This is a genomic window from Mucilaginibacter sp. P25 (assembly GCF_050859465.1).
GTDB lineage: Bacteria > Bacteroidota > Bacteroidia > Sphingobacteriales > Sphingobacteriaceae > Mucilaginibacter > Mucilaginibacter gossypii.
On the sequence record NZ_CP193937.1, the window covers coordinates 2,936,492 to 2,954,926 of the forward strand.

Below are 18,435 nucleotides of genomic sequence, written 5' to 3' on the forward strand. Positions count from 1 at the left end.
ATGGCAAGGATAAAAGTTCCAAGAAAGAGCACCGCAATTGACATGACCGCTATGTGCGACGTGGCGTTTCTGCTGCTTACTTTCTTCATCATGACCGCAAAAGTAAAAACCGAGGATCCGGTACCTATTGATATACCAAAGTCTTCAATCCAGCAGCCAGTGCCTGAGTCTGATTTTGCTACAGTATCTGTAGGTGATCAAAAAGCTTTCTTTGGTGTTGAAGGTGTTGATATCCGCAAGGAAATGTTGAACCAGATGGGTTCGATATATCATATGACCTTTACCCCTGAAGAGCAAACAAGGTTTTCTTCTATCAATTCATTTGGCGTGCCAATGAACCAGTTGAAACAGTTTATTGCTTTATCTGCTGATCAGCAAAAGAAATATGCACAGCCGGGTATCCCGAGAGACTCTGTTTCGGCAGAACTTACCAACTGGATTCGCCAGGCCCGTATAGCTACCAAAGCCTTACATAACAAGGAACTTCGTTTAGCTATTAAAGGTGATAGCAAAGAGGAATATCCGGTTATAAAGGATGTTATCGGTATTTTGCAAAAGCAAAAAGTTAACAAGTTTAGTTTAATTACGGATTTGGGCAGCGCCGGTGGTGCTCCAAAAAATAAAAGACCATGGCAGAATTAGATACCTCCGGGGAGGCAAACATAAAGGCGGTAAGGTTCGCAGTAAGAAGCAATCAACCCGTGTAGATTTAACCGCGATGGTTGACCTGGCTTTCTTGTTGATCACCTTCTTCATCATGACCACTACACTCGCTAAACCAAAAGCGATGGACTTGGCCATGCCTGATAAGGATGAGAAAACAAAAGATCAGATGGATATTGCCGCTTCACGTTCGATGACCATTTTATTGGGAAGCGACGATAAATTGGAGTGGTACATCGGCGAGCCGGGAAAATCAGCGCCCACAATTGACAATTTTGGCCCTAACGGGTTACGTAAAACGTTAATTGAAAAAAGCAAAGAAGTACAGCAAAAAACAGGCAAATACATGTTTGTTGTGATTAAACCAAGCGATAAATCAAAATATAAAAATATGGTTAGCACGCTTGATGAGATCAATATAGCCAATATCCAAAGCTATGGTATCGTTGATATAACAGCGCCGGAGATTGAGTTGCTTAAAAAAGACGGCTTGTACAACGATAATAAATAATATTAAATAACGTTATAAACTTCCATTAAAGCCTTAACAGATGTTAGGATCAAAATTAGACATACTAAAGCAGGAATGGATCGACGTTGTTTTTAGTAATCGTAATAAAGCCTATGGCGCTTACGAGCTAAGGAAAGAGAATTCAAAAAACACCAGCAAGTCGTTGATCATTGCTATTGTGGTTTTTGTATTTATAGTTTCTTTGCCAACTATCATCAACAAGATCAAAGGTCTTATCCCAGCGAAAGACGAAAAAGTGAAGATAACAGACGTGGTTCTGTTACCTCCGCCACCGGTTGACCAAACCAAAAAACCACCTCCGCCGCCACCTGAACCACCAAAACCAAAGGTAGACCAGGTACGTTTCCCTCCTCCGGTTGTAAAACCAGATAACGAGGTTAAGGAGAAAGATCCACCAACAGTAAAAGAACTTGCTGTTGCCGATCCGGGTCAAAAAGACCAAAAAGGTGATCCTAACGCAGACATTAGAATTGATGAGCCGGTAGGTAACTCAGACGTTAAGCAGGTTGTGGAAGCCGATCCTAACCAGATCTTTACTTCCGTTGAGCAAGTTCCTGAATTTGCTGGCGGTTTGGAGAAATTTGGTCAGTATTTGAGCAAAAACATCAGGTATCCGGCCGTAGCCCGCGAAAACAATACACAAGGACGTGTAATTTGTACATTCGTTGTGGAAAAGGATGGTTCTTTAACCGATATTAAGGTTGTAAGAGGCATCGGCAGCGGTTGCGACGAAGAAGCGGTTCGTGTATTGAAAAATTCACCAAAATGGAAACCGGGTATACAAAACGGTCGTCCGGTTCGTGTACAATACAGTGTTCCAATCAGCTTTACTTTAGCATCTGAAGAATAAGTAATGCCATTTAATTACAATAAAGAGCAAAAATCGCCCAAAAGGCGGTTTTTGCTTATTTTAGGAACTGCTGCATTTATTTGCTTTGTGGTTTTAGGTCTCATGATCATGTTTTGGGACGCGCTCCCGCTGCAACTGGAACATTATCAACGTTTACTTTTCGGTGCGTTTATTATAGGATACGCGATTTTGAGGTTTTCGAGATTGTTTAAGAAGGATCAGTATGAAGATTAAATTAGGGGTTGTATATGTATTGGTTTTAATTGTTTTAATAGCCGCTTTACAGGCTTGTAAGCAAAAACAAGTAAAATCCGTACCAACCGACAGCTTCAACGCCGGAAGAGCAACTTTCGTAGCCGATGAATCTTTTTCGCCTATAGTAGCACAGGAAGAATATGTTTACAGAAGCCGGTACCCCAACGCCGACCCGGTATTTATTTATAAAACAGAAAACCAGGCTGTAAATATGTTGTTAAACGACAGTGTTAGGCTTGCGGTATTATCGCGCACGCTTGATACCGCGGAGCGTAATATAATAACGCGCCGTACGTTGAGTGTTGAGGTAGTACCTTTTGCGGTTGATGCAATTACATTAATAGTTAATAAGTCATCAAATGATACCGCTATTACTGTCGCTCAATTAAAAAAGGAGCTTAAAGGCCAGGGGAACGGAAATAAAACTATAGTTTTTGATAATCCGAACTCAAGTTTGGTAAGGTATTTGAAGGACTTCTCTGGTAATAAGGAGTTTAAGCAAAAGAATATATACGCGCTTAAATCAAATATCGAAGTTATTAAGTATGTAAGCGAACATCCTGACGCATTAGGCATTATAGGCTTTAGCTGGATTAATAACCCGGAAAAAGAGTATGCGGATTATGTTGAAAAAGTGAAAGTTGTAGGGGTTAGAGATGAAGGAAACAAACAGTATCCTAATGAATATTTTAAACCTTCGCAAGAATCACTTGTCTTAAAACAGTATCCCTTGAGCAGGAGTTTATATTTGATCAATTGCTCAAGTAAGAATGGTTTGGCAGCGGGATTTGTTACGTTCCTGGCCAGTGATGTGGGGCAACGGATAATACTGAAATCGGGTTTACTGCCTGATTCAATTCCCCCGAGAGAGATAATTTTAAAAAAGTAAACTATAACTAAATAAAGATGAAAATGATCAGTAAAATAGCTAAGGCTTCATTAGGACTGGTATTTTTAGGTTCATCATCAGTTTTTGCGCAAAGTCTTGCCGACGCCAAAAAAGCTATTGACGCCGAACAATATCAGAAAGCAGAGTCGATGCTCAAAACGCTTACTACTACTCAGCCAACTAAAGACGAAAACTTTTTTATCTGGGTTGGGTGTACATTAAACAGGACTATGCTGATTCGGCGAAAGTCGTTTTCAATAAAGGTATTGCTGCAAATCCAAAATCAGCATTAAATTATGCCGGTTTAGGTGCTGTTGCCCGTTTGGATAAGGATAATTCCGGAGCAACAACCAACTTTAATCAGGCTGTAGCTTTGGCAGGTAAGGACGCAAAACCTTACACGTATGTAGGTTTATCATATTTGCTGCCTACTACCACCGATAAAAAAGTTGCGCCCGCTGATGCAGATGCTGCTATTGCAGTACTGACTAAAGGAAAAGCTATTAATGCGAAAGATGTTGATTTGCTTATCGCTTTAGGTGATGCTTACCGCTCTGTGTTAAAAAGTAACGAAGCGTACTCAAACTATTCTGACGCTTCTACGCTTGATCCTAAAAACCCGGCTGCTAAGGTTGCAACCGGTGTATTGTATAAATTTGCTAATAACTTTGATGGCTCTGAGCAGCAATTTAAAGACGCATTGGCTATCAACGCCAACTATGGCCCTGCTTACCGCGAGTGGGCTGAAACCGACCTGCGCTGGTCATTAACTGACCCTAAAATGGCTTCTGCTAAAATTAAGGAAGCTGTTGATCACTACAAACAATACCTGAGCTTAACAGATCAGTCGGTAGAATCTCAAATGCGTTATGCCGACTTCCTGATCCTTGCAGGTGATTATAAAACTTTACAGCAGGTGGCTACTGATTTGTCAAAATCAGCGAGCACCAATGCAAGGGTTTATCGTTATTTGGCTTACGCTGCTTACGAAAACAAAGATTATCAAAACGGTTTAACTGCAATCAATACCTGGTTTCAGAAAGCTGATCCAAAACGTATCATCCCGCGTGACTATTTATATCAGGGTCGTTTGCAAATGGCTACAGGGCAGGATTCGGTTGGTATCAATACTTTGAAAAAAGCTTTAGAGCTTGACAGCACTCAAACTGATGTTTACGGTGAAATTGCCAAAGCATTATATCATCAGAAAAAATATGAGCAGGCAGGTGATGCGTATCGCCAGGTTACTTTGAAAGCCGGCCGTAACGTAAAATTGACTGATTATTTTTACGAAGGTATCAGCTACTACTTTGGTTATGACGAAAAGAAACCAAATGCCGATTCACTGCTTGTAAGGGCAGATTCAGCGTTCAGCTACGTAAACCAAAAAAGCCCAACTACAGCTGATGGCTACTTGTACCGTGCTTATGTCAACGATATGAAAGAAAAAGATCGTAATAACATTAACGGATACGCTAAACCTTTCTATGAAAAATACATTGAGCTGGTAACTGCTAAAGGTGCCCCGGACGAAAAAGCTAAAAAGAGCCTTGCCAATGCTTATGCTTACTTAGGTACTTACTATGAGTACAAAGAAAAAGACGATGCTAAAGCGACCGAAAACTTTACCAAAGCCAGAGAAAATGATCCGACCAACAAACAGGCGGTAGCTTTCTTCCAACGCAAAGGTGGAGCCGGTAAAAGCAAATAAATAAACTTTAATTGATATGAAAGGCCTCTTTTAAAAGAGGCCTTTTTTGTTTGCCCAATTTAAAAAATTGACCTGGAACAATAATTTGTTATCAAGATTAGTACTGAATTGCAGAAATGATTAACAACCTTATAAATCACACTTTTTTATTATTAAGGCATTAGTATATTTGCAGCATGGAAGCACAAAGTTTACCGGTTAATTATTTACCCATCATATTTCAAATGGTGGTTGCTTTAGGGTTTGTGGTAACAACAATGTTTGTAACGCACAAAATAGGGCCCAAAAGAAAAACAAAAGATAAGCTGACCCCTTTTGAGTCGGGTATTGAGGTGGTGGGTAATGCCCGTACACCAATTTCCATTAAATATTTCCTGGTAGCCATTTTGTTTGTGCTGTTTGATGTGGAGGTTATTTTTATGTACCCCTGGGCGGTAAATTTCAAGGCTTTAGGTACTACCGGTCTTATTGAAATGTTTATTTTCATGGCGACACTTCTGCTGGGTTTTATCTACGTAATAAAAAAGGGAGCTTTAGATTGGGATTAAGTTTAGATTGATTCTAAATATACCCGCTCTATACCTGTAGTGTACTTTTTACATCGTTATTATTGTAAATTTGCTGCTATTATCCACATTTAGTGGTGATGGTTTTTCTATCAATTTAGTTCAATGAGTGATATTCAATTAGTTGATGCCCCTGCCGGAGTTGAAGGCGCCGGGTTTTTTGCTACCTCGCTTGATAAAGTAATAGGCATAGCACGCTCAAATTCATTATGGCCTTTACCATTTGCTACTTCGTGCTGCGGTATTGAGTTTATGGCCACCATGGCATCTCACTATGATCTTTCACGTTTTGGTGCCGAGCGTTTGAGTTTTTCACCACGACAGGCCGATTTATTAATGGTTATGGGTACCATAGCCAAGAAAATGGCTCCTGTACTGCGTCAGGTATACCTGCAAATGGCCGAACCCCGTTGGGTAATGGCTGTTGGGGCATGTGCTTCAAGCGGTGGTATATTTGATACTTACTCGGTTTTACAGGGTATTGACGAGGTGATCCCGGTAGATGTTTATGTACCAGGTTGCCCGCCAAGGCCAGAAGCTATTATCGATGGTTTTATGAATATTCAGGAACTGGTTAAAACGGAATCACTGCGCCGCAGAAATGAGCCTAAGTACCAGGAGTTATTAGCTAAATACGGAATTCAATAATGGCTAAAATACCTAACGAAGAGCTTATTAAAGCTATAGCCGATAAATTTGATACTTCAGTAACGGTTGTTGGTGAACCTTATGAACTGCTTACAGTTGAAACTGGTCGTGAAACAATCATTGATCTGCTTACTTTTCTGAAAACGGATCCGGCCCTTAAATTCATTTTCCTGACAGATATTACAGGTATTCATTACCCTGAACAGGAAAAGCCGATAGGCGTTATTTATCACCTGCATAGCCTCACTACCAATACCCGCATTAGGATCAAGGTATTTTTGGCCGATGCTGATGTGCATATCCCAACTGCTACGGTGCTTTGGGATGGTGCAAACTGGATGGAACGCGAAACTTATGACCTTTTTGGTGTACTATTTGACGGTCACCCGGATTTGCGCAGGATTTTGAACGTAGATGATATGACCGCTTTCCCAATGCGTAAGGAGTTTCCGCTGGAAGATCCTAACCGTGTTGACAAGAAGGATTTCTATTTCGGAAGATAATACATAGATAGAAACAAGAAATTGAGACATAAGAAACAAGAAATAGGAAAGTAAGAAGGGGGAGAAGTTTCCCGTCTTGACTCTTTATTTCTTGATTCTTGACTCTAAAAATTCCTGACTCTAATTAATAATACTGATGCAAAATCATCCTGTATATACAGATAACGATCCGCAAAGCGAGCTATCAACCCTTAACCTGGGGCCAACTCACCCTGCTACCCACGGGGTGTTTCAAAATGTGCTTCAGCTTGATGGCGAACGCATCGTTAGCGGTGTATCAACCATTGGTTATATACACCGCGCATTTGAAAAAATTGCCGAGCACAGGCCTTTTTACCAGATAACCCCGCTTACCGACCGTTTAAACTATTGCTCATCACCCATCAATAACATGGGCTGGCATATGACAGTTGAAAAGTTGTTAAATATCCAAACTCCAAAGCGCGTTGATTACCTGCGCGTAATTGTGATGGAGCTTGCCCGTATAGCCGATCATATCATTTGTAACGGTGTATTAGGTGTGGATACCGGCGCGTTTACAGGCTTCCTGTACATGATGGAGCACCGTGAGGCTATTTATGAAATATATGAAGAAGTTTGCGGATCGCGCCTTACAACCAACATTGGCCGTATCGGTGGTTTTGAGCGTAACTTCAACAGCCGTGCCTTTGATAAGCTGCGAGCATTTTTAAAGAACTTTCCTAAAACCCTTAAAGAGTTTGAAAGCCTGTTTAACCGTAACAGGATCTTTGTTGACCGTACCAGGGACGTAGCTGCTGTTAGCGCTGAAACCGCTTTGAGCTACAGCTGGACCGGGCCGCTTTTACGTGCTGCCGGTGTTGATTACGACGTAAGGGCTATGAACCCATATTCATCATACGAAGACTTTGAATTTGAAGTGCCGGTAGGCGACAATGGTGATGTTTACAGCCGTTTTTTGGTTCGCAACGAAGAAATGTGGCAAAGCTTAAGGATCATTGAACAGGCTTTAGCCAAACTTGATAAAGAACCAAGCGATATTTTCCACGCTGATGTACCTGAATTTTACCTGCCTCCAAAAGAGGAAGTATATAATAACATGGAAGCTTTGATCTATCACTTTAAAATTGTGATGGGCGAAATTCCAACCCCAACTACCGAAGTTTATCATTCGGTTGAGGGTGCTAACGGCGAGCTGGGCTTTTACCTGGTTAATGATGGTGGCCGCTCACCGTACCGTTTACATTTCCGCAGGCCAAGCTTCATCAATTACCAGATGTATGCACCAATGAGCCGCGGTATGTTATTATCAGATGCTATTATTAACATGAGTAGTTTAAACGTTATAGCCGGAGAGTTAGATGCTTAGAGTTGACGAAGCTCAGGAACCGGTTGAATTTTCGCCGGTACTGATCAGCAAATTTGATGAAATAGTTAGCCGTTATCCGCAGGGGAAGCAAAAATCGGGCTTACTGCCGATCCTTCACCTGGTACAGGCCGAATTTGGTTGGGTAAGCGCGCCCGCGATGGATAAGGTTGCCGAATATTTAAGCATCCTGCCTATTGAGGTATACGAGGTTGCTACATTTTATACCATGTACTTTTTACGCCCGCAGGGCAAGTATGTGCTGGAAGTTTGCCGCACAAGCGGTTGCTGCCTGGTAGGTGCCGAAAAGATCATGGATCATATAGAGGAAACCCTTGGTGTAAAAGAAGGTGAAGTTACTCCCGACGGCTTATTTAGCTGGAGAGGGGTGGAGTGCCTTGCTGCCTGTGGTTTTGGCCCTGTATTGCAAATTGGCCCTGAGTATACTTTTTATGAAAACCTGACCAACGAGTCGGTAGATAAATTGATCAGTGATTTAAAAGCGAAAGCTAAGAATTAAGTTATGGGACGGAAATTACTTTTAGAACATATAAACGTACCCGGCATTAACACATTTGATGTTTACCGTTCAAAAGGTGGCTATGCTTCTGTGGAGAAAGCATTGAAAACCATGTCGCCTGAGGCGATTGTTGAGGAGGTTAAAAAATCGGGCTTACGCGGTCGTGGCGGTGCGGGTTTCCCTACCGGTATGAAATGGAGCTTTTTGGCTAAGCCCGAAGGCGTTGCGCGTTACCTGGTTTGTAATGGTGACAGAATCGGAACCTGGTACTTTTAAAGACCGCTACCTGATGACTTATATCCCTCACTTGCTGATTGAGGGCATGATTGTATCAAGTTTTGCGCTTGGTGCTAATACATCATACATCTACCTGCGCGGCGAAATGATGCCACAGGTAAGGATCCTGGAAAGAGCTATCGCTGAAGCAAAAGCAAAAGGCTTTTTAGGTAAAAATATATTAGGTACCGGTTACGATCTTGAGCTTTACGTTCAGCCAGGCGGTGGTGCTTATATCTGCGGTGAAGAAACTGCTTTATTGGAATCATTGGAAGGTAAACGCGGTAACCCTCGTATTAAACCACCGTTTCCGGCTATTGCCGGTTTATATGGTTGCCCTACAGTGGTAAACAATGTTGAATCTATAGCAGCGGTTGTACCTATCATTAACGAGGGTGGCGACGAATATGCTAAAATAGGTATCGGTCGAAGTACAGGTACCAAATTGATCTCTGCAGGTGGTAACCTGAAAAAACCTGGGGTTTATGAAATTGAACTCGGTGTACCTGTTGAAGAATTTATTTATTCTGATGAGTATTGCGGTGGTATCGCCAATGGCAAACGCCTGAAAGCTGTTGTTGCCGGTGGTTCATCAGTGCCAATTTTACCGGCTAACCTCATCCTGAAAACTATCAATAACGAAGCCCGCTTGATGAGCTACGAGTCATTGTCAGATGGCGGTTTCGTAAGCGGTACCATGTTGGGTTCGGGTGGTTTCATCGCTTATGATGAAGATGCCTGTATTGTACGTAATACATGGAATTTCGCCCGTTTTTATCACCACGAGAGTTGCGGACAATGTTCGCCTTGCCGTGAGGGTACTGGCTGGATGGAGAAAGTATTACATCGCTTGGAATATGGCCATGGCAAAATGAGCGACATGGACTTGCTGGTAGATGTATCTAAGAAAATAGAGGGAAATACCATTTGTCCGCTGGGTGACGCGGCAGCATGGCCTGTGGCCAGTGCTATCCGGCATTTCAGGGATGAGTTTGAATGGCATGTAACTAACGCAAGTGAAGCAACTTCAAGAAACTATGGTTTAGCACATTATGCTGATCCGTTGAAGGTTGTGGAGACGGCGTAAATATATAACTATATGTCATTGTGAGCGGAGCGTGGCAATCTCGTCGCATGAAAAGAATAGCTACGAGATTGCTTCGTGCCTCGCAATGACATAGTGGTTTAGCTTTTAAAATTGATTTAGAGGCGAAGAATTTTAGAAATTAACAAACGACGTTATTATTAAATGTCAATGAAAGTAACAATAGACGGAATAACCGTTGATGTAGAACCCGGAACAAGTATCCTGAACGCTGCAAGGCAAATAGGAGGTGATATTGTTCCGCCTGCAATGTGCTATTACTCTAAGCTGCAGGGTAGCGGCGGTAAATGCCGTACCTGTTTGGTTAAGGTTACCAAAGGATCAGAAAAAGATCCGCGCCCTATGCCTAAACTGGTGGCTTCATGCCGTACCGGTGTTATGGATGGGATGGAGGTACAAAATATTACTTCGCCAGAAGTTATTGAAGCCCGTAAAGGCGTGGTAGAAATGCTGCTGATCAATCACCCGCTTGATTGCCCTGTTTGCGACCAGGCCGGCGAATGCCACTTGCAGGATCTGGGCTTTGAGCATGGAGCAGCTAAAACTCGCTATGAATTTGACCGCCGTACATTTGAAAAGATCGACATAGGTGACAAAATTCAGCTGCACATGACCCGCTGCATCCTTTGCTACCGTTGTGTGTTTACTGCCGATCAAATTACCAATACCCGTTTACATGGCATCCTGAACAGGGGCGATCATTCTGAAATTTCCACTTACATCAGCAAAGCTGTTGATAACGATTTTTCGGGTAACATGATTGACGTATGCCCGGTAGGTGCTTTAACTGATAAAACTTTCCGCTTTAAAAACCGTGTTTGGTTTACCAAGCCTGTTGAAGCACACCGCGATTGCGATAAATGCTGCGGTAAAGTAACACTTTGGTATAAAGGCGAAGATGTGATCAGGGTAACTGGCCGTAAAGATGTTTATGGTGAAGTTGAGGAATTTATCTGCAATACCTGCCGATTCGATAAAAAGAAAACTGCCGATTGGGTTATTGAAGGCCCACGTAAAGTATCTCATCACTCTGTGATCAGCGCTAACCATTACGAGTTTACACCGCTGCCGGTTGTTAAAACCAACCCAGTACTGATGGAAGCTAATAAAGAACAATTTGAAAGGGAGACCCGCTTATAATGGAAACTACCGATTTAATATTCAGGATCGTACTGATCGTTGTGATTTTCGCTATCAGCCTGGTTGTGGCTATGTATTCAACCTATGCCGAACGTAAAGTTGCTGCATTTTTCCAGGATAGGATAGGCCCGAACCGTGCCGGTCCCTGGGGGATTTTACAACCCCTTGCCGATGGTGGCAAGATGTTTTTGAAAGAAGAGATCATCCCTACCAATGCAACCGGCTTCCTGTTCATTGTAGGCCCTTCACTGGCTATTTTAACTGCTTGCATCGGTTCGGCTGTTATTCCATGGGGATCGGCTATCCAAATTGGCGGTCGTACGTTTGATCTGCAGGTTACCGATATTAACGTAGGTGTACTCTACATTTTTGGTGTGGTATCATTGGGCGTTTATGGTATTATGATTGGCGGCTGGGCTTCCAATAATAAATACTCATTATTAGGCGCTATCCGCGCTGCATCACAAAATATCAGCTATGAAATTTCGATGGGTTTATCCATCATCGCATTGCTGATGCTTACCGGTACTTTAAGTCTTAAGGAAATTGCAGAGCAACAACATGGTTTTGCCTGGAATGTTTGGAGACAGCCACTTGGCTTCCTGCTGTTCCTGGTGTGTGCTTTTGCCGAAACCAACCGCTCACCGTTTGACTTACCTGAGTGCGAAACCGAGCTTGTAGGTGGCTATCACACCGAATACTCATCAATGAAATTAGGTTTTTACCTGTTTGCCGAGTATATCAACATGTTCATTTCATCGGCAGTAATGGCTACCCTGTACTGGGGTGGTTACAATTACCCTGGTATGGATTGGGTTGCGGCTCAGGCCGGACCAACCATTGCACCGCTTATTGGCGTTGTTGTATTATTTGGTAAGATATTCTTCTCTATCTTCTTTTTCATGTGGGTGCGTTGGACTATCCCGCGTTTCCGTTATGACCAGTTGATGGACCTTGGCTGGAAAATATTAATTCCATTGGCCATCACCAACATCGTGCTGACAGGCGTGATTAGTACATTACTTAAATAGATTGGAGTTTTTAAAAAATGGAATCATTAAGCAATAAACGAAAAGTACTGGAAGTTAAGCCACTCAATTTTTTAGAGCGTGCTTACCTGCCGGCCATTGTGGGCGGTTTATCCACTACAATGAAACACTTTTTCAAAAAGCCGGTAACCATCAGCTATCCTGAAGAAAAGCGTGAATTTTCAGAGAATTTCCGCGGCATGCACTCGCTTAAACGCGATGAGGATGGCAGGGAGCGTTGTACAGCCTGCGGCCTTTGCGCATTATCGTGCCCGGCAGAAGCTATTACCATGACAGCTGCCGAACGCCAGAAAGGCGAGGAGCACCTGTACCGCGAAGAGAAATACGCTGCTGTTTATGAAATCAACATGCTGCGCTGCATTTTTTGCGGTTTATGTGAAGAGGCCTGCCCTAAGGAAGCTATTTATCTTGACGGTGATATCGTACCTGCCGACTACTTAAGGAAGGATTTTATTTACGGTAAAGACAAATTAGTAGAAGCACCCTTAAATCAATAAAGAAGTTTTATACCTTTGCCCTGCCTAAAAGGGTAAAGGTATTTTGTAAATAAAAACATGAGTACATTTTACTTCATCGCATTTTTGTCCATATTCTTTTCGATATTGGTAATCTCGGCCAAAAATCCGGTACATAGTATCCTTTATCTGATCCTTACCTTTTTTACTTTCACCATTCACTACATTTTGCTTAACGCTCAATTTTTGGCGATTGTAAACTTCATCGTGTACATGGGCGCTATATTGGTATTGTTCCTGTATACGCTGATGCTCATCAACCTTAACAAGGAGTCGGAGCCTGTAAAGCCTTTCATGGTTAAAATAGCTGGTGTTTTTGGCGGCGGCATCTTGGCTGTAGCTGTTGCATCTTCACTTAAACTGATGGGCGCATCAAACCCGGTATTGTTACAGAACCCTGATCTGGGCCTTGTAAAAAACTTAGGTAAAGTATTGTTCAACGAATTTTTATTGCCATTTGAAATATCATCTGTATTGCTTTTATCAGCTATGGTAGGTGCGGTATTATTGGCTACTAAAGAAAAAGAACCTAAAGCAGCATAATGGAAAGTTTAACAAATACTATGCACGCCGTGCCGCTTAATCATTACATATTGTTAAGCACAATCATTTTTGCTATAGGCGTAATGGGCGTATTGATCCGCCGTAATGCCATCGTGATCTTCATGTCGGTTGAGTTGATGCTTAATTCGGTTAACCTTTTGCTTACCGCGTTTTCGGTATACAGGGGTGATGCAACCGGGCAGGTATTCGTGTTTTTTATCATGGCGCTGGCCGCTGCTGAAGTTGCAGTTGGTTTGGCTATTATCGTGATGATCTATCGTAATACAAACTCAATTGATATCAACGTACTGAACAGGTTAAAATGGTAACAGTTATTTCGGATTTCGGAGTTTCAATTTCGGAATTGTAATAGCTGATTAGTAATAAAACAAACGTTGTTGCCTCTTTCCCGCAATAGCGATTAGATAATTAAAAACGTATAACGTAACGCGTAAAACGTACAACATCGAACATGGATAAATATATCTGGCTTATTCCAATACTACCGTTAGCCGGTTTTGTTATAAACGGACTTGGCCGTAATTCATTATCAAAAAGTGTAATTGGCTTTATTGGCAGTTTGCTTGTACTGGTATCATTTGGTTTAAGCATTGCAGCTTTTTTCCAGGTAAAATCAACCGGAGTTCCTATTAATGTCAACTACTTTACCTGGTTTGCGGTTGGGGCATTAAAATTTCCTTTTGCATTCCTTATAGATCAGTTGAGCGCTATCATGCTGCTGATTATTACAGGTGTTGGCTTCCTGATCCACCTGTATTCTATTGGCTACATGCATGACGACGAAGGTTTCGGGAAATTTTTCGCTTATCTCAACCTGTTCGTTTTTTTCATGCTGCTGCTGGTTTTAGGTTCAAACTACCTCATCATGTTTATTGGATGGGAGGGCGTAGGCTTGTGCTCATACCTGCTGATCGGTTTCTGGTTTACCAACCCTGATTATGCAGATGCAGCGAAGAAAGCGTTTGTAATGAACCGTATCGGTGACCTTGGTTTCTTATTAGGCATCTTCACCATTATTTATGTTTTCGGTAGCATCCAGTTTGCAGAGATCTTCCCGAAGGCAGCTGTTATGAAATCAGGCGCTGGTCCACTGTTTATAATTACCATTTTACTATTCATTGGTGCCTGCGGTAAATCTGCGCAGTTGCCGTTATTTACCTGGTTGCCTGATGCGATGGCCGGCCCAACTCCGGTTTCGGCTTTGATCCACGCTGCTACCATGGTTACAGCCGGTATCTATATGATTGCCCGCTCAAACATATTCTACACTTTATCTCCGGATACAATGGAGATCATTGCTTATGTAGGTTTGGCCACGGCGCTTATCGCGGCTCTTATTGCATTAACGCAAACAGATATTAAAAAGGTATTGGCTTATTCAACTGTATCTCAATTAGGGTATATGTTTTTAGGTTTGGGGGTTGGTGCTTATACAGGTGCTTTCTTCCACGTGTTAACACATGCTTTCTTTAAGGCTTTATTATTCCTTGGTGCAGGCTCTGTGATCCACGCTATGAGCGGCGAACAGGATATGCGCAAAATGGGCGGCTTAAAAGGCAAGATTAAAACTACATTTACCACCATGATGATTGGTACTGTAGCTATTGCCGGTATTCCTCCGTTGGCAGGCTTCTTTTCAAAAGATGAAATATTAGCACATGCTTACGCGCATAGCCCTATATTTTGGGCCGTAGGTGTATTAACCGCTATGTTAACTTCATTCTATATGTTCAGGATGATGTACCTTACATTTTACGGAAAGTTCCGTGGTACTCATGAGCAGGAGCATCATTTACATGAATCGCCTCCAACAATGACTATTCCGCTTATCGTATTAGCTATCCTTTCAATTTTAGGAGGCTTTATAGGTGTGCCGGAAGTATTACACGGACATCATGAACTGGCACATTTCCTTGAGCCTGTTTTCCATAAATCAAACGAAATTTTGGGCGAGCATCATTTGTCCGAATCACTTGAGTATGCTTTAATGGGTACTTCGGTAGTATTGGCTTTAGCTGCTATGGCATATGCTTATGTTAAATATGCTAAAAATGGTAGTGTGCCTGTTGCCGATACTGAAGAGCGTCCGGCGTTGACCAGCTTATCATACCACAAGTTTTACCTTGATGAACTTTATGACCTGATTGTTCGCAAACCACTCGACTGGCTTTCAACCTTCTTCTATAACATCATAGAGCGTTTAGGTATCGATGGTTTGGTGAACGGGATTGGCAGAGGAACAATTGAAACCAGTAAAGGCCTGCGCCTGCTGCAAACCGGTAACGTAGGGTTCTACATATTTGTAATGGTACTGGGAATTATCGCGGTATTAGTATATAGCGTATTTGGATTAACTAAAATATAAACGATAAGCGTTTAGCAACATAAAAATGACCGTTAGTATATTACTTTTTTGCCAATAGTTGCCGCTGTTATAACTGCCCTACTTAAAAACGGGATAGCTAAACATGCTGCATTATTTTTCTCTGTTGCCCAACTGGTAATAGCGCTTATATTTTTAAGCAAGTTTGTTCCGGATGCATCAACCCAGTTTGTAATTGATGTGCCATGGATCAGCAGTTTTGGAATTTACTTCAGTGCCGGTATCGACGGGATCAGTATGATCCTGGTTTTGTTAACCACGGTGCTTGTACCATTAATTATTTTAACAACCTATCAGCATCAATACAAAAATGAAGGTGCCTTTTATGGTCTCATCCTGTTTATGCAGGCTGGTATGCTGGTTGTATTTACCGCCCTCGACGGATTTTTGTTTTACGTTGGATGGGAAGCGGCATTGATCCCGATCTACTTCATTTGTGCCCTTTGGGGAGGTGAAAACCGCATCCGTATTACCATTAAATTTTTCATCTACACCTTTGCCGGTTCGTTGTTCATGCTGGTAGGCATTATCTACCTGTACCTCCAATCTCCAGACAAAACTTTCGACATCCACAATTTTTATAAAATGACTTTGGATGTTAAACATCAGAGCTGGATCTTCTGGGCATTTTTTCTGGCCTTTGCCATCAAGATGCCTTTGTTCCCTTTCCATACCTGGCAGCCTGATACTTATACCGAAGCTCCATCTGGCGGTACCATGATGTTATCAGGTATCATGCTTAAAATGGGTATTTACGGTGCTATCCGCTGGATGATCCCTAATGCCCCGCTTGGCTTTTATCATTTCCAGGCGTTGGCCATGATCCTTGGGGTTATAGGTGTAGTTTATGCTTCTATTATCGCCTTTAAACAAAAAGACGGAAAACGTTTGGTGGCTTATTCATCAATAGCACACGTTGGCTTGATTGCTGCGGGTATTTTTGCCTGGAATATTGCCGGTGTTCAGGGCGCCATGATTCAGATGCTTAACCACGGTATTAACGTTGTTGGTATGTTCTTTATCTGGGACATCATCAGCCGCAGGCTGAACACCCGTGAGATAGATCAGCTTGGCGGTATCGCGAAGGTAGCCCCTAAATTTGCAATAGGTTTCCTGATCATATTATTAGGTACAGTGGGATTACCGCTTACCAATGGTTTTATCGGCGAGTTCCTGTTGCTGAAAGGTGTATTTGATTTTAGCGTACTGCACTATGTAAACCTGGTACTGGCTGCCGTTGCGGGCCTTACCATCATTTTTGGTGCGGTTTACATGTTACGCCTTTATAAAAACGTAATGCAGGGCGAAACCAACCCGCTTACAGCGACTTTTGCTGATGTTAGCGGTACTGAAAAGTTGACGTTGTGCATCATTTGTGCCCTGGTTATTGTATTGGGAATTTATCCTCAGCCTATTCTGCATATCTCTGAAGCTGCGGTAACGCAACTGGTAAATCAGATAGGTTCAAAGTTTACAATGTAGGTTTAAGATTTTAAAGAAAAGAATGAATACTATAATCATCATATCTGTTTTACCTATAGTGCTGCTGTATTTAGGGTTATATAAAGCGCAAAAGGCTTTGCTGCCCGTTACTGTTATAGGATTGCTGGCTGCTTTGGGTTTTGCAATTTGCCAATGGACTTCAAAAGATACAGCTGAGCCGCTTTATACCGGCATGCTGTTGTTCAATAATTTCTCGGTTGTATTTTCAAGCGTTACCATTATATCTACTATCCTGATCCTGTTGCTGTCAAAAGGTTACTTTGAGCGTATCAGCAGGCACACGGCGGAATATTATGCTATTATCCTGTTTTCACTGACAGGCATAATCGTAATGGTATCGTTTAATAACCTTGTGATGCTGTTTATCGGCATCGAGATCATGTCGGTGAGCTTATACATCCTGGCGGGTATTAAAAAGAGCGATTTCGCTTCAAATGAAGCAGCTTTGAAATACTTTTTGATGGGTGCTTTTTCAACCGGTTTCCTGCTGTTTGGTATGGCGCTGTTGTACGGATCGTCGGGTTCATTCAATATCGATACTATCAGGGAGTATGTAATTAACCATCCACATATCGACCCTATGTTTTATACAGGCATAGCCCTGATCATTGTAGGTTTATGTTTTAAAGTAGGTGCAGCCCCCTTTCATTTCTGGACACCGGATGTATACGAAGGTGCGCCTACGCTGATCACGGCTTTCATGTCTACAGTAGTTAAAACAGCGGGATTCGCAGCCTTCCTGCGTTTGTTCTCTGCCTGTTTCCAGCCATTATCTGACTTCTGGACACCAATAATACTTGTAATTACTATCATTACCTTATTTATAGGCAATATCACCGCGTTGTATCAGCAAAGCTTTAAGAGGATGCTTGCATTTTCAAGTATCTCTCACGCCGGCTACCTATTATTTGCAATCGTGTCATTAGGCGCTGCCTCAGGTAATTCGGTATTTGTATATGCGACAGCATACTCGATAGCTTCAATCATTGCGTTTGGCGGTTTAATATTAGTACAGCAACAAGGTGGAAGTGATAACTTTGAAAGCTTTAATGGTTTGGGTAAGAAGAACCCGTTCCTTGCCTTTGTGTTAACTGTAGCCATGCTTTCATTGGCGGGGATTCCGCTTACTGCGGGCTTCATCGGTAAATTCTTCATGTTTTCGGGAGCGGTAAGCCGTTATCATATCGGTTTAGTTATTATAGCTGTGATTAACGCTATCATTAGTATCTTTTACTATTTCAGGGTCATCATCGCCATGTACTTCCGTACCGACAGAACGCGCAGAGCTTACTGTGCCGGTTTATTATAAAGTAGTATTCGCGCTTTCAGCTCTCGCCACAATCCTTATTGGTGTTTATCCCGATCTTATAGCCCGTTTCATATAATCGGTATTGATAACTGCAAATTGATATAATATT

The 18,435-nt window shown here is 42.2% G+C and carries 19 protein-coding genes and 2 pseudogenes; all 21 read left to right on the plus strand.

Annotated features, from left to right (window positions below; genetic code table 11):
* The 21 genes and pseudogenes from ACRQ5D_RS15125 (at position 1) to ACRQ5D_RS15225 (ending at position 18,402) form a co-directional block, all read left to right on the plus strand.
* A complete protein-coding gene (locus tag ACRQ5D_RS15125) occupies positions 1-642 on the plus strand; it encodes an ExbD/TolR family protein (protein WP_431199916.1) in 642 nt (213 codons plus the stop codon).
* Positions 608-1,174, plus strand: a complete 567-nt coding sequence (locus ACRQ5D_RS15130; RefSeq protein ID WP_432329413.1) for an ExbD/TolR family protein — start codon at positions 608-610, stop codon at positions 1,172-1,174. Before ACRQ5D_RS15125 ends, ACRQ5D_RS15130 begins: the two co-directional genes overlap by 35 nt.
* A gap of 40 nt (positions 1,175-1,214) precedes the next feature.
* Entirely contained in the window at positions 1,215-2,045 is an 831-nt protein-coding gene (locus tag ACRQ5D_RS15135) for an energy transducer TonB (protein WP_091175774.1), read from the plus strand.
* Between the two features lie 3 nt (positions 2,046-2,048).
* Positions 2,049-2,279 (plus strand): hypothetical protein, encoded by a 231-nt coding sequence (locus ACRQ5D_RS15140; protein WP_432329415.1) that lies wholly within the window; start codon positions 2,049-2,051, stop codon positions 2,277-2,279.
* On the plus strand, positions 2,269-3,189 hold the full coding sequence (locus ACRQ5D_RS15145) for a PstS family phosphate ABC transporter substrate-binding protein (protein WP_432329417.1): 921 nt from the start codon (positions 2,269-2,271) through the stop codon (positions 3,187-3,189). The genes ACRQ5D_RS15140 and ACRQ5D_RS15145 overlap by 11 nt, the downstream gene beginning before the upstream one ends.
* Positions 3,190-3,206: 17 nt before the next feature.
* Positions 3,207-3,482, plus strand: a complete 276-nt coding sequence (locus ACRQ5D_RS15150; RefSeq protein ID WP_432329419.1) for a hypothetical protein — start codon at positions 3,207-3,209, stop codon at positions 3,480-3,482.
* Complete coding sequence (locus tag ACRQ5D_RS15155; RefSeq protein ID WP_432329421.1) at positions 3,401-4,900, plus strand: tetratricopeptide repeat protein; 1,500 nt, start codon at positions 3,401-3,403, stop codon at positions 4,898-4,900. The genes ACRQ5D_RS15150 and ACRQ5D_RS15155 overlap by 82 nt, the downstream gene beginning before the upstream one ends.
* Positions 4,901-5,076: 176 nt before the next feature.
* Positions 5,077-5,448, plus strand: coding sequence for an NADH-quinone oxidoreductase subunit A (locus tag ACRQ5D_RS15160; RefSeq protein WP_090533920.1), 372 nt, complete (start codon positions 5,077-5,079; stop codon positions 5,446-5,448).
* A gap of 123 nt (positions 5,449-5,571) precedes the next feature.
* Positions 5,572-6,114, plus strand: coding sequence for an NADH-quinone oxidoreductase subunit B (locus ACRQ5D_RS15165; protein WP_091175781.1), 543 nt, complete (start codon positions 5,572-5,574; stop codon positions 6,112-6,114).
* Positions 6,114-6,617, plus strand: coding sequence for an NADH-quinone oxidoreductase subunit C (locus tag ACRQ5D_RS15170; protein WP_090533916.1), 504 nt, complete (start codon positions 6,114-6,116; stop codon positions 6,615-6,617). Before ACRQ5D_RS15165 ends, ACRQ5D_RS15170 begins: the two co-directional genes overlap by 1 nt.
* A gap of 136 nt (positions 6,618-6,753) precedes the next feature.
* On the plus strand, positions 6,754-7,965 hold the full coding sequence (locus ACRQ5D_RS15175) for an NADH-quinone oxidoreductase subunit D (protein ID WP_189549459.1): 1,212 nt from the start codon (positions 6,754-6,756) through the stop codon (positions 7,963-7,965).
* Entirely contained in the window at positions 7,958-8,482 is a 525-nt protein-coding gene (gene nuoE, locus ACRQ5D_RS15180) for a complex I 24 kDa subunit family protein (protein ID WP_121224146.1), read from the plus strand. Before ACRQ5D_RS15175 ends, nuoE begins: the two co-directional genes overlap by 8 nt.
* A 3-nt stretch (positions 8,483-8,485) precedes the next feature.
* A pseudogene (gene nuoF, locus ACRQ5D_RS15185) lies at positions 8,486-9,845 on the plus strand (NADH-quinone oxidoreductase subunit NuoF).
* Between the two features lie 168 nt (positions 9,846-10,013).
* Complete coding sequence (locus ACRQ5D_RS15190; protein WP_371328329.1) at positions 10,014-11,003, plus strand: 2Fe-2S iron-sulfur cluster-binding protein; 990 nt, start codon at positions 10,014-10,016, stop codon at positions 11,001-11,003.
* Positions 11,003-12,034, plus strand: a complete 1,032-nt coding sequence (gene nuoH, locus ACRQ5D_RS15195; RefSeq protein WP_091175791.1) for an NADH-quinone oxidoreductase subunit NuoH — start codon at positions 11,003-11,005, stop codon at positions 12,032-12,034. Before ACRQ5D_RS15190 ends, nuoH begins: the two co-directional genes overlap by 1 nt.
* Positions 12,035-12,051: 17 nt before the next feature.
* Positions 12,052-12,549 (plus strand): NuoI/complex I 23 kDa subunit family protein, encoded by a 498-nt coding sequence (locus ACRQ5D_RS15200; protein WP_090533905.1) that lies wholly within the window; start codon positions 12,052-12,054, stop codon positions 12,547-12,549.
* Positions 12,550-12,606: 57 nt separating this feature from the next.
* On the plus strand, positions 12,607-13,110 hold the full coding sequence (locus tag ACRQ5D_RS15205) for an NADH-quinone oxidoreductase subunit J family protein (RefSeq protein WP_091175794.1): 504 nt from the start codon (positions 12,607-12,609) through the stop codon (positions 13,108-13,110).
* Positions 13,110-13,439: an NADH-quinone oxidoreductase subunit NuoK gene (gene nuoK / locus ACRQ5D_RS15210; RefSeq protein ID WP_090533902.1), complete on the plus strand. Its 330-nt coding sequence runs from the start codon at positions 13,110-13,112 to the stop codon at positions 13,437-13,439. The genes ACRQ5D_RS15205 and nuoK overlap by 1 nt, the downstream gene beginning before the upstream one ends.
* A gap of 143 nt (positions 13,440-13,582) precedes the next feature.
* The gene (gene nuoL, locus ACRQ5D_RS15215; protein ID WP_432329426.1) at positions 13,583-15,496 is read left to right on the plus strand and encodes an NADH-quinone oxidoreductase subunit L; all 1,914 of its coding nucleotides are present in this window, start codon (positions 13,583-13,585) and stop codon (positions 15,494-15,496) included.
* 39 nt (positions 15,497-15,535) lie between these two features.
* On the plus strand, positions 15,536-16,996 hold the full coding sequence (locus ACRQ5D_RS15220; protein WP_432329781.1) for a complex I subunit 4 family protein: 1,461 nt from the start codon (positions 15,536-15,538) through the stop codon (positions 16,994-16,996).
* A gap of 22 nt (positions 16,997-17,018) precedes the next feature.
* Positions 17,019-18,402 (plus strand): annotated as a pseudogene (locus ACRQ5D_RS15225) (NADH-quinone oxidoreductase subunit N).
* The last annotated feature ends 33 nt before the right edge of the window (positions 18,403-18,435 follow it).

Coding starts and splice junctions, on each gene's coding strand:
- ACRQ5D_RS15125 (WP_431199916.1), top strand. CDS start 1: ATGGCAAGGATAAAAGTTCCAAGAAAGAGCACCGCAATTGACATGACC.
- ACRQ5D_RS15135 (WP_091175774.1), top strand. CDS start 1,215: ATGTTAGGATCAAAATTAGACATACTAAAGCAGGAATGGATCGACGTT.
- ACRQ5D_RS15140 (WP_432329415.1), top strand. CDS start 2,049: ATGCCATTTAATTACAATAAAGAGCAAAAATCGCCCAAAAGGCGGTTT.
- ACRQ5D_RS15145 (WP_432329417.1), top strand. CDS start 2,269: ATGAAGATTAAATTAGGGGTTGTATATGTATTGGTTTTAATTGTTTTA.
- ACRQ5D_RS15150 (WP_432329419.1), top strand. CDS start 3,207: ATGAAAATGATCAGTAAAATAGCTAAGGCTTCATTAGGACTGGTATTT.
- ACRQ5D_RS15160 (WP_090533920.1), top strand. CDS start 5,077: ATGGAAGCACAAAGTTTACCGGTTAATTATTTACCCATCATATTTCAA.
- ACRQ5D_RS15165 (WP_091175781.1), top strand. CDS start 5,572: ATGAGTGATATTCAATTAGTTGATGCCCCTGCCGGAGTTGAAGGCGCC.
- ACRQ5D_RS15170 (WP_090533916.1), top strand. CDS start 6,114: ATGGCTAAAATACCTAACGAAGAGCTTATTAAAGCTATAGCCGATAAA.
- ACRQ5D_RS15175 (WP_189549459.1), top strand. CDS start 6,754: ATGCAAAATCATCCTGTATATACAGATAACGATCCGCAAAGCGAGCTA.
- nuoE (WP_121224146.1), top strand. CDS start 7,958: ATGCTTAGAGTTGACGAAGCTCAGGAACCGGTTGAATTTTCGCCGGTA.
- ACRQ5D_RS15190 (WP_371328329.1), top strand. CDS start 10,014: ATGAAAGTAACAATAGACGGAATAACCGTTGATGTAGAACCCGGAACA.
- nuoH (WP_091175791.1), top strand. CDS start 11,003: ATGGAAACTACCGATTTAATATTCAGGATCGTACTGATCGTTGTGATT.
- ACRQ5D_RS15200 (WP_090533905.1), top strand. CDS start 12,052: ATGGAATCATTAAGCAATAAACGAAAAGTACTGGAAGTTAAGCCACTC.
- ACRQ5D_RS15205 (WP_091175794.1), top strand. CDS start 12,607: ATGAGTACATTTTACTTCATCGCATTTTTGTCCATATTCTTTTCGATA.
- nuoK (WP_090533902.1), top strand. CDS start 13,110: ATGGAAAGTTTAACAAATACTATGCACGCCGTGCCGCTTAATCATTAC.
- nuoL (WP_432329426.1), top strand. CDS start 13,583: ATGGATAAATATATCTGGCTTATTCCAATACTACCGTTAGCCGGTTTT.